Consider the following 15,425-nt stretch of genomic DNA (forward strand, 5'->3'; position numbering starts at 1 on the left):
GCCCGATCCGTCCACGACAGCGCGATGTTTCACAACTAGTTATCAACCGCCTACCAGATGCAGCGGAGATGCGCGTACCGCCTTGGCCGCGCTCGGCGACCGTCGGTAGTCGAACCCGCCGCGATTCCTGGCATTGCCCACGTCCATACGCACCCGCGACACGTAGTCCTGCGTTGTGGCCGAAACCTGCCGGCAGGCCCGGCCACCACCGACCGCACCGCTCGCACCAACCGCACCGCCGGCACCGACCTGCACCGACCCGCACCGACCCGCGGTCAGCTACCACCGCTGACCGGTCCGGACCTGGAGGGTTCATGGCACGACGGCACGCGTCAGACGCACCGATGGTCACGACGGACGGCCTTCGAGAGGTGGTCGGCAGTCCCGCCGACGTGTTCGACTTCGCCGAACGGACGACGCTCACCGACGCGGCCGTCGGCCGGGTGGGGATCGAGACCGAATGGTTCGTCGTCAACCCGCGGCTGCCCGACCGACCTGTCGCACTGGAGCGGACCTACGCGGCGTTGGGTGGTTCTGACCCGGGCCTGTCTGGCGGCAGTCGGATCACGTTTGAGCCGGGTGGGCAGTTGGAGCTGTCCGGTCCTCCGCTGGCGCTGCCCGAGGCAGTAGGGGCGATGTCGGCCGACCTCGCCGCTGTCCGCGTTCGGCTCGCCGACGACGGCCTCCTGCTGGCGGGCCTCGGCGTGGACCCACTGCGCGCGCCGCGACGACTGCTCACCCAGAGTCGATATATCGCGATGGAGGCATTTTTTCGTGAAGGTGGGTTTCCGGCCGGCCGGGTCATGATGTGCTCGACGGCGGCGCTGCAGGTGAACCTCGAGGCGGGACCGGCGGCGGGATGGGACGAGCGATGGCGGCTCGCGCACGCGCTGGGACCGGTGCTGCTGTCGATGTTCGCCTCGTCGCCAGTGCTGGCGGGCAGACGGACAGGCCAGGTCTCCACCCGCCAGCGCGTCTGGTCCGCCATCGACTCCACCCGCACCGCGCCGGTCGCCGACGTTCCTGGGCCAGCTTCGGCCCGCGGCCCGGGCGGCCAGTGGGCCCGCTACCTGCTCGACGCTCGGCTGATGCTGGTCCGCGACGGCGACGGCCAGTATGTGCCTGTCCGTGACGGATCGACCTTCGGCGACTGGGTGGCGGGCCGCGGGCCGGTGCGGCGCCGCCCGACCGTCGACGACCTCAGCTACCACGCGAGCACGGTGTTCCCGCCGGTGCGGCCCCGCGGCTGGCTGGAGCTTCGCTACCTCGACGCCCAGTCGGCGGCGCTGTGGCCGGTCGCGGTCACGGTTGCCACCGCTCTGCTCGACGACCCGGAGGCCGCGGACGTGGCCCGTGACGCGTGCGAAGGCGTGGCCGGCCGATGGGTGGAAGCGTCCGTCCTCGGCCTCGCCCAGCCCACCCTGCGCACAGCGGCGCGCAGATGTGTCACCGCCGCGGTCGAGGCGGCCGCGCGGCTAGGAGTCTCCCCCGACCTGGTGGCGGCGGTCGCCGACTTCGCTGACACGTTCGTGTGGCGCGGTCGGTGCCCCGCCGATGCCGCGCTGGCCTCCTGGCGGGCCGGCGGAGCACACGCCGTCCTGATCGACGCGACGACGGGAGTGGACGCACCCCAACTGACCTTGCCGGCCGGCCCCAGAACAGGAGATCGCCTCAATGGCTGAGACGAAGCTGAGTGGCACGGACAGTCAGCACATTGCCATCCACCTCACCGCGGCCGACCGGGCTGCCCAGCTCGCCGCCGACGTACGGCGTGGCCTCACCGCTACCCCCAAGGAGCTGCCGCCGAAATGGTTCTATGACGAGACCGGCAGTCTTCTGTTCGACGAGATCACCTGCCTGCCGGAGTACTACCCGACACGGTGCGAGCGGGCGATCCTCACCGCGCACGCCCCCGAGATCGCCGCCTTCTCGCGCGCGGACACACTCATCGAGCTGGGTTCGGGGACCTCGGAGAAGACCCAGCTGCTCCTCGACGCGCTGCGCGACGCCGGCTCGCTTCGCCGGTTCGTCCCCTTCGACGTCGACGAGACCGTCCTGCGCTACGCCGCCGACACCATCCGCACGAGACACCCCGCGCTGCGGGTGTCGGCCCTCGTCGGGGACTTCGACCACCACCTGGACTTCCTGCCGTCCGCCGAAGCACGGCTGGTGGCCTTCCTTGGCAGCACGATCGGCAACATGCGCCCGGACGAGCGCCACACCTTCCTGTCCCGGCTGCGCGCCACGGCGTCCGACGGCGACGTGCTGCTGCTCGGCGTCGATCTGGTCAAGGACCCGCGTCGGCTGGTCGCGGCCTACGACGACCCCTCCGGGGTGACCGCGGCGTTCAACGCCAACGTGCTGACGGTGGTCAACCGCGAACTGGGCGGCGACCTCAACCCGCAAAACTTCGTGCACGTCGCTGCGTGGAATCCCGACGCCGAGTGGATCGAGATGCGGCTGCGGTCCATCCGCGCCCAGACCGCACGGATCGCCGCGCTGGACCTGACTGTCCCGTTCGAAGCGGACGAGCAGATGCGGACCGAGATCAGCGCAAAGTTCCGCCGGGACGGCATCGAGAAGGAACTGGCCGACGCCGGCTGGAGCATGACCCACTGGTGGACCGACCCTGACGGCGACTTCGCCGTCAGCCTGTCCGTCCCGATCTGACCCGGCCACCTCCGTCCCGGCGCAACGTCTGACGCGCCGGGACGGAGCGTGGGACTGAGCTTGACCCCTTTACGGTGGACACCGTGTCCCTGTTCAAGCTCAACTGCGGGCGCATGCCAAGCGGTGGGTCACGTTGAACCGCCCTCGAGGGTCCCGTCGGCCGCCGGAGAGATCTCCGAGCCGGAAGATCTAGCGTGAAGATTGCCTTCGCCGGATGCAACAGTGCCCGTTCGTTGAAATCGCCCGCACCGTGTGACATCGGGCTTGCACCTGTACCGTGCCAGAACTCGGTTTCGAGCCGTTGACCTGCGACTCCGCAGCCAGCCTCGTGGCGCAACACCATGGTCAAATACACCAGCCGAACCATCACAACCACGATCATCTACCTCGGCGGCGGAGGTCGAAACTCCAGGTCAACAGCCTGAGACGGAGTTCTGGCACGGCACACGGTCAACCTCCCGGTGCCCACAGCCCTGCTCACCGGGCGTCCGGACAGACACTCCCGCTCGGACTCCAGATCTTCGACCCGGTAGTTGAACGGCGCCCCTGTGGTCGCCCCTGCTCGGGTCAAATCCGGCGATACGCACGGCGCCGAACGCCCGACGTTGATGTAGTCGACGAGGCCAGTGCCTGGGTCCGCCACCGCGACGACCGACGTCGCGAACCACTCCCTCGTGTCGCCGAGTCGGTCGGCGACGAGGCGTACCGTCGGCCGTCCAGGTAGTCGGCAAGCCGGCCGAGTTCGGAGAGCACCGGACGAGCGTCGCCGCCGCGGTCCTTGATCTCGCGGAGGAGCCCAGTCAACGCGGCGCATTCGGCGCCGTCGATCGTGACGGTGTGGTCGGCCCGTGAGGCGGCCGGTGGAAAGAGCCGGTTCGCCGTCTGGGCAAGGTGCGCGACCTGCGAGGCGGTCAGCCGCGGCCGGGCGTGCAACACGTGGGGCACCAGGTCACGTAGGCCCAGGACGGTCACTCCGTCGACCGCGCCGTCCCGCCACAGCACGGTGGCGTCGACCGCCACCAGAATGGGCTCCACGGCCGGCCGAGGCGTCACCTCGGCGAGCTGACGTGTGACTTCATCGGCGAGCGCGGCGGTGTTGGCGAGGATGCCCCGCAGGGGAACCGACTGCAACCATACCCCGTCGGGATGGTAACGCAGCTCGCCGCTACCAGGATGATCGGTCAACACGTGGACGCCGGACGGGCCGACAACGAGGTGGTGGAGAACCCGGGCAGCTCCGGGGATCGTACGGTCGTGAAGCACCGCGTACCCCGACCGGCGAAGCTGCCCGAGTACGCGGGCTGTGCGCCGTTGCGCGGTCGCCGCCCGCCGCCAAGCCTCGATCTCCGGCACCGTGGCGTAAAAGCGCCGGGCGCCGACGAGCATCCAGGTCACCGTGACCAGACCGCCGATGGGAACCGCGACCTGCAACGGCGCGCGTAGCCCGCTCGCCACCAGCAGGGTCAGTACCAGCCCGAAGGCGACGGCAAGCAACGCGGTCACCGTAATCGCGCGTGCGTGACGGTCCCGACGCTCACCCTTGTACGCATCCTTCTCCTGGAGATACTCCTCGTACGCCCAGTTGCCGGGCGCCCCGCTGCGTGCCGCGGTCCGGCGCGGATATGGTTCGCCGACTGCCCGCTCACCCGCCGCCTCGAACGGACGCTGGATGACCGGCACCCCAGATCCGTGACCGGCATTACTCCCGCTGGATTTGTCATCGCGCTTCCTGAACGCATTGTCCATGCGGACAGCGTGCTACGACCCCACCCGACCAATGCGGCGTCATACGTCGTCGGGCCGGGGAGAACAGGTCCCGCCGGCAACTGGCCGGACGGCCCCCATCTCTACAGCCAGAATCCTCTCACCCGGCGTCGACATGTCCTGTCAAGGTTCGTCTCGCACTGGGACGTGCGAGGCCCGGCCCGAACCAAAGGCTCGACCAACGACCGGTCGGGCGCCCGGGTCGACGGCGGGGTGGACGTCCGGCCGGTCTCCATCCCCGCCGGCGAGCCGTGCCGGATCCGCCCGGCGTGCGGGCCGCGGCCGTGGGTGGGGGTGAGGTCGGACACGCGGATGACCTGTCGGTCCCCAGGGGCGGCGGACTGGAGACACTGATGCTCCCGGCGAACCCGCCGGGCAGGATCCGGCGGGAGACGAAAGGCGGTGGATCACCTTGGCGGTTCATCCGGACGGGGCGGGCAGTCACCGGTGGGAAGGGGCGGTCGGTCATCTGAGCCCGGCCGACCGGCAGGCCGAGGCAGACGAGTTCGACCAGGGCATGGCGGCGGTTACGGCATATGCGCGGCGGCACGGTGACACGGCGGTGCCGGGCGGCCATGTCGACGATGCGGGTTTCCGGCTCGGGGTGTGGGTCGCCGACCAACGGTTGGCGCATCTGGAAAGCCGGCTCGCGGACGCTCGCCGTGAGGCGTTGGAGCGGGTCGCAGCGTGGAGTTGGACACCCACCTCCACCGGCCGGGACGAGCTAGGGAGGTTTGGGACGTGACCGCCACCGCGAGCGTGGAAAACGCCGAAAACTTGGACGGGCTAGCGCCGGACCTGGACGATACGACGCTGGATCAACTGATCAAGTACTGGATGCCGCCAACTACCTGACGGCCGCCCAGATCTACCTGCGGGCGAACCCGCTGCTGCGGGATCCGTTGGAGCCTGCGCACATCAAGCTGCGGCTGTGGGCCACTGGGGCACCTCTTCGAAGGCTATTTTGGGGAACCCGCCGGATCGGCCGCGTGGGACGAGGTTTCGAGGCGGCGGAGCGGCCGCCGATGGGCGGTGTGGCGAGTCTGGACTTCAAAGCACCGCGAGGAGGATCTGCGCGAGCAGGATTTTCAGCAGCATGGCGGCCGGGAAGACGGTGGCGTAGCCGAGTTCGGGTGTGTCGTTACCGGCTTGTTCGCTGGCGAACACGAGTGTGGCGGGCTGGGTGCACAGGCCGCCGAGTACGCCGGTTGTCACTCCCATGGGCATCCTCAGCAGCTTGTGGCCGATGGTGAGGACACCGAACGCTAGGGTCATACATAGTCCGAATCCGAGCGCGACCAGCGCCCATCCGCCCGCGGTCGTGATGGTCGAGGCGAACGACCGGCCGGCGCGGGTGCCGATCCCGGCGAGGAAGAGCACGAGGCCCATCTGACGCAGGGAGAGGTTGACGCCGGCGGGGAGCTGCCAGACAAACGGGCCGCTGCGGCGGCGCGCGCCGGCCAGGAGGCCGACGACGAGGGGTCCGCCGGCCGAGCCGAGGCTGAAATGGCCGCCGCCGGGCAGCGGAACGCTGATCGCCCCGACGAGCAGGCCGATACCCATACCGACGGACAGTGAGGCGATGTTGACGCCGCCGAGCTGTCGGTAGGAGTCGCCGAAATAGCGGCTGACCTCGCCCATCCGTTCGGGGGGCGCGACCACGCGCACCCGGTCGCCCAGTTCGAGGACCGTGGCGTCATCGGCGAGCAGGTCGGTGTCGCCGCGGCGCACCCGGGTGATGAGGGCGCCGAAACGGCCGGTCAGGTCCAAGTCGCCGATTCGACGCCCGACCAGCGTCGGATCGGAAACGAAGATGCGGCGGAAGTCCAGGCGGGAACGGTCCGCGTCGAGGCGGTCGGGTACGGGATGCCCGAGGATTCTGGTGGCGTCGGCGATCGCGTCCCGCGTGCCGATGACGGTCACCTGGTCGCCCGGGTGTAGTTGCAAGCCCGGCTCGGCCACGGCGAGCCGCTCGTCGTGGCGGACGCGTCCGATGAGGGTGTGCCCGGCCGAGGCGAGGATGACCTCGGAGACGCTCAGCGGGTGCTCGACCTCGGCGGTGGCGTTGACGATCTGTTCTGCGGCGATCCCGGCTGCGGTCGCGTCCGCGGAGTAGTCGACGCGCCAGCGCCGTTGCAGCACGCTGATGGCGACCATGCTGGAGATGACGCTCGCCGGGTAGGCGAGCGAGTAGGCGACGACCGGCAGGTTCGCGTCCGGGGTGCCCTGGAGCTTCTCCACGACGGCGGCGAGCGCCGGGGTGTTGGTGAGTGCGCCGGTGAAGAAGCCGGCACCCTTGGCGGCGCCGAAATGCAGCGCCTCGGCGACGACCGCGACGATCCCGGCTCCCGCGGCGATGGCGCCTAGTGCGAGGGCGTTCCAGCGCAGGCCGGTCCGGCGCAGCGAGGACGCGAAACCGGGACCGGCGGCGAGGCCCATCGTGTAGACGAACAGGGCGAGACCGAACTGGTAGACGATGTCAGGCAGGCTGAGTCGCCGGTCGACCGCGCCGACGGCGATGCCGGTGAACAGCACGCCGGCAACTCCGAGGCCGAACCCGCCGACGCGGATCCGGCCGATCCAGTAGCCGCCGGCCGCGACGATGAACAGGACCAGCAGCGGGTTGTCGGCGAGGACGTCGACGACCATCGCGGCACTCCTCCTAGGACGGTAGGCGGATCGTCACGATCCGCCTACCGCCCGGGTGGAGGCTGCGGCGGCCGGGCGCGCGCCGGACTGTGGTGCGATGGACATGGTCGCCGGGGTACGACGGCCGGCTGGGCGGGTGCGCGGCACAGCGGCGTTTCCGTGGTCGGCGCACGCCAGGCGCGTGCGCAGCGCGTGGAGTTGCCCGTGCAGCTCGACGGGGAGCCGGTCGAAGCGTACGAAGTGCTTGGCGATGGAATCTGCTTCGGTCAGCCACTCGTCGATATCGACCGCAAGTAGGTCCGCGACGTCATCGGCGGTAAGGCCGAGGCCGACGAGATCGAGCGCGTCCGGGGACGGCAGATATCCGATCGGGGAGTCGACGGCGCGGGCGGTGCCGGCGGTACGGCCGAAGACCCACGCCAGCACGCGGCTGTTCTCGCCGTAGCCGGGCCACAGCCAGCGGCCGTCGGCGGCCTTGCGGAACCAGTTGACATAGAAGATCTTCGGCAGCGTCGCGCCCGCGGTCCGTCCGACGTCAAGCCAGTGGGCCCAGTAGTCAGCCATGTTGTAGCCGCAGAACGGCAGCATGGCGAAGGGGTCACGGCGTAGCTGTCCGACCGCTCCGGTGGCGGCGGCGGTCGTCTCCGACGAGACGGTCGCGCCCATGAACACGCCGTGCGCCCAGTCGCGTGCCTCGGTGACCAGCGGGATCACGGATGCGCGGCGCCCGCCGAACAGGATGGCATCGATCTTCACCCCGGCCGGGTCCTCCCACTCGTCGGCGATGGCCGGGCATTGCGACGCCGGTGCGGTGAACCTGGCGTTCGGATGCGAGGACAGGGTGCCCGACTGGGGCGTCCAGTCGTTGCCCTTCCAGTCGATGGCGTGCGCCGGGGGCTGGTCGGTCAGGCCTTCCCACCACACGTCACCGTCGTCGGTCAGCGCCACGTTGGTGAAGATGCAGTTGGCCTGCAGCGTGGCGACGGCGTTCGGGTTCGTGGTCGGGCCGGTGCCGGGAGCCACCCCGAAGAAGCCGTTCTCCGGGTTGATGGCGCGCAATTCACCGGCCGCGTTGAACCGCATCCACGCGATGTCGTCCCCGACCGTCTCCACGGTCCAGCCAGGGATCGTCGGAACGAGCATCGCGAGGTTGGTCTTGCCACAGGCGGACGGGAAGGCGGCGGTGATGTGCCGCGCCTCGCCGGCAGGGTTGGTCAGCTTCAGGATGAGCATGTGCTCGGCCATCCAACCTTCGTCACGGGCCATCGCGGAGGCGATGCGCAGCGCGAAGCACTTCTTGCCCAGCAGCGCGTTGCCGCCGTAGCCGGACCCGAACGAGATGATCTCGTGGGTCTCCGGGAAATGCGCGATGTATTTCGTGTCGCTGCAGGGCCAGGCCACGTCCGGCTGGCCGGGCCGCAGCGGGGCGCCGACGCTGTGCAGCGCCTTGACGAAGTCGCCGTCGGCGCCGATCAGGTCGAGTGCCCCATCGCCCATCCGGGTCATGATCCGCATGGACACGACGACGTAGGGCGAGTCGGTAATCTGCACACCCAGCTGGGAGATGGGTGAGCGGAGCGGACCCATCGAGAACGGAACGACATACATCGTCCGTCCCCGCATCGCCCCGGCGAACAGGCCGCGCAGGTTCGCCCGCATCTCGTCCGGGTCGGCCCAGTTGTTCGTCGGCCCGGCGTCATCCGGCGAGCGCGAGCAGATGAACGTACGGTCCTCAACCCGGGCGACGTCCGACGGGTGCGACCGGGCAAGGAAACTGTTCGGCCGCAGCCCGGGGTTGAGCCGGACAAGCGTCCTGGCCGCAACCAACTCGTCGGTCAGTCTTGTCCATTCTTCCGCGGAACCGTCACACCAGACAATCCGCTCCGGCTGGGTAAGAGCTGCCACCTCCGCCACCCATGAGATCAGACCGGCGTGAGCTGTCGGCTGCCGTTCCATGGCGCGCTCCCTAGCATCCCGTGCTCGTTCCAATACGATCAGTACAGCAGCGGATGCCAGGGCGCCGCGTCCGACCGAATGCACGAACCGCATGGGTCCTTCGGACCCGGCACAGGACACCGTTTGGCCCCCCGGCCCTACCTTTGACATCGTCAAGGACGAGGCAGACATCCACCAGTGGTGTAACGGCTATCTTTCCGGACCGTTTCCGAATGCACGGCTGTCGCGGAAGCTGGCATCGACGTTGACGGCCGCCATTTTCAGGCTCGCGCAACCGCGAAAACGATGTACTAGGCGGTCGACCTGATGCAGACCCAGCTGCGCGGACGTCGCAGCGACCCGTCGGACACCGGCCGGGCGGACAAACGTCGATGACATCCATCGCCTCGACTCGGCCGCCAAAAACGCCACACGAATCCGACCCGCCCTGCCGGAGAGTCCTGACCAGTCACTACGGCTACACCTGCCGGCTGTACGCATGCCGGAGTCCACTGGAGTCTGCCGCTAGTCCGAGCGGCGGTGACGCCCATACGATGGGGGCGTCAGCGCCGCTTTGGCCATCTGATCGGGCAACCAACCTGCCCCCATGTCTCGGACCCGCTCGATGCAACGGAGCCCGAGGACAACCTGCGAGAATGGATTCGGCGCGCCCGCCGGCCTGCGTCGGCTGAGCCTGTGCCCGGCGACCGAGACCTACGTCCGGCCGGCGAGGTGGACCGTGCCCCGCCTGCGCCAGGAATTCGTCCCTGTGGGTTTCGTCCCTATGGGTCATGCCAGTGACGTCGTGGACCATCACCATCGAGGTCGTGAGCATCATCCACATGACGTCCGCAGGTCACGATGGGCGTGCGAGAGGGGTCGGCAGCGGATGAGGGCAGCGGTGCATGCCAGGTACGGCCCGCCGGAGGTCGTAGGGCTCCAGGAGATCGACCGGCCTACGGCGGGTGTCGGTGAGGTGCTGGTCAGGGTGTACGCGGCGACGGTGAACCGCACCGACTGCGGCTACCGGGCTGCCAGACCGTTCGTGATCCGGTTCGCCGCGGGGCTCATCCGGCCGAAGGCCACGATCCTCGGGAACGAGTTCGCCGGGGTCGTCGAGGCGGTCGGCACCGACGTCACCGCCTTCCGGATCGGGGACCGGGTCTTCGGCTACAACGAGGGTCCCTTCGGCGCCCACGCGGAGTACCTGGCCGTCCGCGCCGACGGCCCACTTGCACGGGTGCCGGCAGGGGTCGCCTTCGGGCGGGCCGCTGCCGCCACGGAGGGCGCGCACTACGCCCTGTCGTTCATCCGCAGGATCTCGGTCCGAGACGGAACGCAGGTCCTGGTGAACGGGGCGACCGGGGCCATCGGTTCGGCGGCGGTTCAGCTGCTGAAGTGCCTGGGTGCTCAGGTGACCGCGGTATGCGGTCCGGATGGCGTCGACCTGGTGCGAGGGCTGGGCGCCGACCGCGTCATCGACTACACCACACAGGACTTCACGCGGGACGAGCACGTCTACGAGGCGGTCCTCGACGCGGTCGGCAAGAGCTCGTTCGGCCGGTGCCGGCGACTGCTAGGCCCCGGAGGGGTGTACTCCTCGACCGAGCTCGGCCGGTTCGCGCAGAACCCGGTACTGGCGATGTTCACCTTGCTGCTGCGCGGCAGGAAGGTGGTGTTCCCCTTTCCGGTGATCGACAGAGCGATGGTTGAGTACATCGGGGATCTGCTCGCCTCGGGACAGTTCCGGCCACTTGTCGACCGTGAGTACCCACTGGAGCAGATCGTGAAGGCCTACCAGTACGTCGAGTCGGGCCAGAAGACCGGCAACGTCGTGATCACAGTCCGGCCGCCGGAATGAGGCCAATCTCGAACGCGTGGCCTGCCGCCTATCGAATCGGAAGCGTCTCGTCATTCGGCCTGTGGCGCGCACCCAGGTGGGACGACGACCACCGGGCAGCGGAAGGCCGGCTCGCGGTCGGTGTTCAAGGCGCCGAGCAGGGTCCGGCTCAGCGGGCCGTGCTCCTGGTGGCCGATGACGAGCAGGTCCGCGCGATGAGCCACGGCGGCCAGGCAGGTGGCGGGTGATCCGTCGACGAGATGTGCCTCGACCGATTCGGGGTCCACGCCAGCGGCGCGTAGGGCACGGTCAAGGGCTTGGGTAGCGGCGTGCCAGGCGTCGCTGCCAACTGGTGGCTGCAAGGTGATGTCATGCCGATAGGCAACGACGACGGACAGCTGTGCCCCGCGGCGCCGCGCCTCGGTGGCTGCCCATCGCAGGGCGGCCGCGGATGCCAAGGATCCGTCGACGCCGACCACTATCCGCGTCCCGCTGACGGTCGAGAGCGCTTCGCTCGTCCTGCCAGTCGCGCGGTCCAGTAGCTGGTTTCCGCTCATCTTTTCGTCATAGCTCACCATGGAATTACCGTCGCTCGAAATGGGGCCGTCGGCCACCGCCGCGCGTACCGCGCCGCCGGGACCAACATCCTGCCTGGCGCAGTCTTACTGGCCCGGCGTTGAGTATGACCACCGAAGGCTGGGCGATCGCTTGATTGCCTCTGGCCTGCGTGCCGGTTCCGCGGGGTCCCGTCGATCCCCGCGCCGACGAGACGTGCCAGGACGGGAGTGGTCATGACCGCGGCCACCCGCGGGTCGGCGCCGACCACGCCGGCGGTGCCGGCCAGGACGCCGGAGGGTGCGTTGTCACGCGGGCTGACGGCACGATGGCGCCGGTGGTCGAGGAACGGTCTCCACCGGCCGGTAGCCGGTATGCCGCCTGACACCTCGTCCCGAGTGGGCCGGCTGGCGGAGTCTGAGCTGGCCTGGCATGTCGTTTGCATGCCCACCACCTCCTGTTCCCGGGCGTGCCATCTCCCTGCGCGCATGGCCTGGTAGTCATCGTGGTGTCGAGGGTGCTCATGATGAGTGCCTTGAGATGGCGATCCAGTGGGTCGTTCGGACTGTGTCCAGCAGACGTCTAGGCCGGTTCTCGGCGCCGCCGTCGGCGATGGAATGGGATGGGACGGGCCCGTCGGCCACGGTGGCGGGTGAGGTCGGACACATGGAGGCTCCGCCGACTCTGGACGGAAGGCGGTCGGCGGACTCTGGTGGGGAGTAGTCGGTCAGGCCCATGGGATCCTGCTTTCCGCTGGGGATACGACGTGGCATCGGGTCACCTGAACCGGACGACGGTGGCCGACGTCGGGGAGAACAAGGCTGATGCGTGCCCGGGTACGGCCGGCCGAGGCGACGGAGCTGACCGATGCCACCGGGCGCGGCGGCCCGTACATGGGGCGTCGCGAGTGTCACGCTGGCGAGGCCAGCATCCGTTCCCACCGGCCGTGAACAGCCGATAGCGCTGGCCTACCTGGCGGCGACCTCACCGAGGCCACTGGCCCGCGATCGAGGACATCACCGATTTGGGAGCCGACGCACCCAGCGCGGACAAGGACAACGGGAGGCATCGCACCGTGACCGCCAGTGTGAACACCTTGGGCATCGAACCGCTAGACCGCCTGATACCCGGTCAGCAGGACGGCGAGCTTGACCGGCTGGTCGCCTACTGGGAGGCGGCGAACTATCTGACCGTCGCCCAGATCTACCTGCGGGCGAACCCGCTGCTGCGCGAGCCGCTGGCACGGGAGCACGTCAAGCCGCGACTGCTGGGCCACTGGGGCACCTCGCCGGCGCTGAACCTGGTGTACGTGCACCTCAACCGGCTTGTCCAGTTGACGGGCCAGGACGTGCTGTACGTGGCGGGTCCGGGGCACGGCGGCCCGGCGCTGGTCGCGAACACCTACCTGGAGGGCACCTACTCGGAGATCTATCCGCGGGTCTCGCAGGACCTGGCTGGGCTCACGCGGCTGGTCGCGCAGTTCTCCACGCCGGGTGGGATCCCTAGCCATGTCAGTGTGCCGACCCCCGGCTCGATCCATGAGGGCGGTGAGCTCGGCTACGCGCTCGTCCATGCGTTCGGCGCGGTCTTCGATCATCCCGATCTGCTGGTGGCCGCGGTCGTTGGCGACGGGGAGGCGGAGACCGGCCCCCTGGAGGGGAGTTGGAAGGGCATCGACTTCCTGCACCCGGGCCGGGATGGCGCCGTTCTGCCGATTCTGAACCTCAACCAGTACAAGATCGCGAACCCGACGGTGCTCGGCAGGCGAGGCCGGGAGGGCGTGACCGCCTATCTGACCGGTCACGGCTACGAGGTGCTCTGGGTGGAGGGCAGCGACGTCCACCAAGTACATCGGGACTTCGCCGCCGCCTTGGCCCGGGCCTACCGGTCGATCCGTCAGATCCAGGAGGAGGCGCGCCGTCCCGGCGCCAAGGTCACCGAGGCCGCGCGGTGGCCGGCGATCGTGTTGCGGACCCCGAAGGGATGGACGGGGCCGGCCGAGGTCGACGGGGTGCCGGTGGAGGGCACGTTCCGCGCCCACCAGGTGCCGTTGTCCGGCGTGCTCGACAACGCGGCGCATCTCGCGCAGCTGGAGGCTTGGCTGCGGTCCTACCGGCCGGAGCAGCACTTCGACGCCGACGGCCGACTGGCCGCCGAACTGGCGGCGCTCGCGCCAGCGGGCGACAAGCGGCTCGGCGCGACGAGTTACGCCAACGGCGGCCGGCGTACTGTCCCGCTGGCGGTGCCGGACTGGCGCAACTACGCGCTCGATATCGCCGCGGAGCGTCGGGGCGGTGATCGGTATGAGACGACCCGCCCGCTCGGGGAGCTGCTACGCGACGTCTACCGGGACAACCCGACGACGTTCCGGGTGTTCAGCCCGGACGAGCTGACCAGCAACCGGCTCGGCGCCATCCTCGAGGTGACCGACCGCTGCCTGGTCGCGCCGATCGATCCGCTCGACGACAGGGTCTCCCCAGAGGGCCGGGTCATGGAGGTGCTGTCCGAGCACCTGTGTGAGGGCTGGCTCGAGGCCTACACGCTGACCGGCCGGCACGGCCTGTTCGCCACCTACGAGGCGTTCGCGATGGTGTCGGCGTCGATGCTCATCCAGCACACCAAATGGCTGCAGGAAGGCGCCAAGCTGGACTGGCGGGAGCCGGTACCGAGCCTGAACGTGCTGCTGACCAGCACCTGCTGGCGCAACGACCACAACGGATTCTCCCACCAGGGGCCCGGCCTCATCGACACCGTCGTGCCGCTGTCCCCAGAGGTGGTGCGGGTCTGGCTGCCACCGGACGCCAACAGCCTGCTGTCCGTGGCCGATCACTGCCTCCGCAGCTACAACCACGTCAACTTGCTCGTCGCCGACAAGCAGCCACACCTGCAATACCTGACCGCCGACGAGGCCGCCGAGCACGCTGCGCGCGGCGGCTCGGTCTGGGACTGGGCGGGCACGGAAACCAGCCTGGAACGGGACCCGGACGTGGTCCTCGTCGGCATCGGTGACGTGCCCACCATGGAGATCCTCGCGGCCGCAGAGCTGCTACGCCGGTTCGTGCCCAGCCTCGCCGTCCGCGTCGTCAACGTCATCGACCTGATGGCGCTACTGCGGCCGGACCTGCACCCGCACGGCTTCTCCACCCCGATGTTCCGGGCGCTGTTCACCGACAGCACCGACGTCATCGTCGGCTTCCATGGCTACAGCCGGGCGGTCCACCAGCTGCTACACGGCCGCAGGAATCCGCACCGTTTCCACGTCCGCGGCTTCATGGAACAGGGAACCACGACCACCCCGTTCGACATGGTCGTCCGCAACAACGTCAGCCGCTACCACCTGGCCCAGCTCGCCGTGGAGTTCGCCCGCGCCACGCACCCCGGCACCGACCGGCTGGTCACCCACTGCGAAAGCCAGATCGCCCGCCACCAGGCCTACATCACCGAGCACTTCGAGGACATGCCCGAGGTGCGCGACTGGACCTGGCCCGGCCCGCAAGCGGCCGGCTGACCCATTCGCCGGCATCCGGCCAGGCCGCGACCGCAGAGGTCTTCCCGGACCGCGCTCCACCACCGGTCTGGGAAGACCCCCGGCACGTCGCCAGCAGGGCCGGAGTCTCCCTACTGTTGCGCACGGCGCAGACCACCGGGGATCCTTCTGCTGATCATCCGGCCTCTTTATGACCAGCCACCCAGATCAACCCACATCCGATAAGCACCCTAGCCCTCTGGGCCAAGGCCGGTCAGTGTTGACAGAAAAGCCTCGACATCGAAGTGTCGGCTCTCTGTATCGAGAGGCACGGCGGCATAGGTTCGCTCGAGAAAAGCCACTACCTTCTGGCGGGGCAGCTCAAACAGCGCATGGCCGCTCGGGCTGGACACCTCGAGCGACACCGGACCGCCCCCCAGCTTCGCCGGCCACACCTGCACGTCGCCTTCTCCGGACGGCGCGTCGACGCCATCACGCAGCAGGTCGCGCGCGAACGTCCAGGTCACCATCGAGTCAGGACCGGTG

10 protein-coding genes are annotated in these 15,425 nt (G+C 69.2%); 5 read left to right on the plus strand and 5 right to left on the minus strand.

Going from position 1 to position 15,425, the window contains the following annotated elements:
- Positions 1-314: 314 nt before the first annotated feature.
- Positions 315-1,682, plus strand: a complete 1,368-nt coding sequence (gene egtA / locus QOZ89_RS23445; RefSeq protein ID WP_071046259.1) for an ergothioneine biosynthesis glutamate--cysteine ligase EgtA — start codon at positions 315-317, stop codon at positions 1,680-1,682.
- Entirely contained in the window at positions 1,675-2,670 is a 996-nt protein-coding gene (gene egtD, locus QOZ89_RS23450; RefSeq protein ID WP_071046258.1) for an L-histidine N(alpha)-methyltransferase, read from the plus strand. Before egtA ends, egtD begins: the two co-directional genes overlap by 8 nt.
- 567 nt (positions 2,671-3,237) lie before the next feature.
- On the opposite strand, the gene QOZ89_RS23455 is transcribed toward egtD, so the two are convergent.
- Positions 3,238-4,350, minus strand: a complete 1,113-nt coding sequence (locus tag QOZ89_RS23455) for a nuclease-related domain-containing protein (protein ID WP_071046257.1) — start codon at positions 4,348-4,350, stop codon at positions 3,238-3,240.
- Positions 4,351-4,846: 496 nt separating this feature from the next.
- On the opposite strand from QOZ89_RS23455, the gene QOZ89_RS23460 reads away from it, so the two are divergent.
- A complete protein-coding gene (locus QOZ89_RS23460; RefSeq protein ID WP_116271385.1) occupies positions 4,847-5,179 on the plus strand; it encodes a helicase associated domain-containing protein in 333 nt (110 codons plus the stop codon).
- Between the two features lie 305 nt (positions 5,180-5,484).
- Here QOZ89_RS23460 and QOZ89_RS23465 read toward each other — a convergent pair whose 3' ends face one another.
- Together QOZ89_RS23465 and QOZ89_RS23470 are read right to left on the minus strand one after the other, a co-directional pair.
- Positions 5,485-7,083: an aspartate:alanine exchanger family transporter gene (locus QOZ89_RS23465; RefSeq protein ID WP_071046255.1), complete on the minus strand. Its 1,599-nt coding sequence runs from the start codon at positions 7,081-7,083 to the stop codon at positions 5,485-5,487.
- Between the two features lie 33 nt (positions 7,084-7,116).
- On the minus strand, positions 7,117-9,039 hold the full coding sequence (locus QOZ89_RS23470) for a phosphoenolpyruvate carboxykinase (GTP) (RefSeq protein WP_312625252.1): 1,923 nt from the start codon (positions 9,037-9,039) through the stop codon (positions 7,117-7,119).
- An 880-nt stretch (positions 9,040-9,919) separates the two neighbouring features.
- Between QOZ89_RS23470 and QOZ89_RS23475 the strand changes: the two genes are divergently transcribed.
- The gene (locus QOZ89_RS23475; protein ID WP_071046254.1) at positions 9,920-10,879 is read left to right on the plus strand and encodes an NAD(P)-dependent alcohol dehydrogenase; all 960 of its coding nucleotides are present in this window, start codon (positions 9,920-9,922) and stop codon (positions 10,877-10,879) included.
- 50 nt (positions 10,880-10,929) lie between these two features.
- On the opposite strand, the gene QOZ89_RS23480 is transcribed toward QOZ89_RS23475, so the two are convergent.
- Positions 10,930-11,436: a universal stress protein gene (locus QOZ89_RS23480; protein WP_312625254.1), complete on the minus strand. Its 507-nt coding sequence runs from the start codon at positions 11,434-11,436 to the stop codon at positions 10,930-10,932.
- Positions 11,437-12,500: 1,064 nt separating this feature from the next.
- Here QOZ89_RS23480 and QOZ89_RS23485 point away from each other — a divergent pair.
- Entirely contained in the window at positions 12,501-14,921 is a 2,421-nt protein-coding gene (locus QOZ89_RS23485) for a phosphoketolase family protein (RefSeq protein WP_397428827.1), read from the plus strand.
- 209 nt (positions 14,922-15,130) lie between these two features.
- Here QOZ89_RS23485 and QOZ89_RS23490 read toward each other — a convergent pair.
- Positions 15,131-15,425, minus strand: a 295-nt coding sequence (locus QOZ89_RS23490) for an SsgA family sporulation/cell division regulator (protein WP_312625257.1), incomplete at its 5' end; no start/stop codon positions are given.

It is taken from the genome of Pseudofrankia coriaricola (assembly GCF_032027725.1).
In the GTDB taxonomy this organism is placed as follows: domain Bacteria; phylum Actinomycetota; class Actinomycetes; order Frankiales; family Frankiaceae; genus Pseudofrankia.

What these genes read in the sequence shown, in the direction of transcription:
- egtD (WP_071046258.1), top strand. Translation starts at nt 1,675, where the DNA reads ATGGCTGAGACGAAGCTGAGTGGCACGGACAGTCAGCACATTGCCATC.
- egtA (WP_071046259.1), top strand. Translation starts at nt 315, where the DNA reads ATGGCACGACGGCACGCGTCAGACGCACCGATGGTCACGACGGACGGC.
- QOZ89_RS23480 (WP_312625254.1), bottom strand. Translation starts at nt 11,436, where the DNA reads ATGGTGAGCTATGACGAAAAGATGAGCGGAAACCAGCTACTGGACCGC.
- QOZ89_RS23465 (WP_071046255.1), bottom strand. Translation starts at nt 7,083, where the DNA reads ATGGTCGTCGACGTCCTCGCCGACAACCCGCTGCTGGTCCTGTTCATC.
- QOZ89_RS23470 (WP_312625252.1), bottom strand. Translation starts at nt 9,039, where the DNA reads ATGGAACGGCAGCCGACAGCTCACGCCGGTCTGATCTCATGGGTGGCG.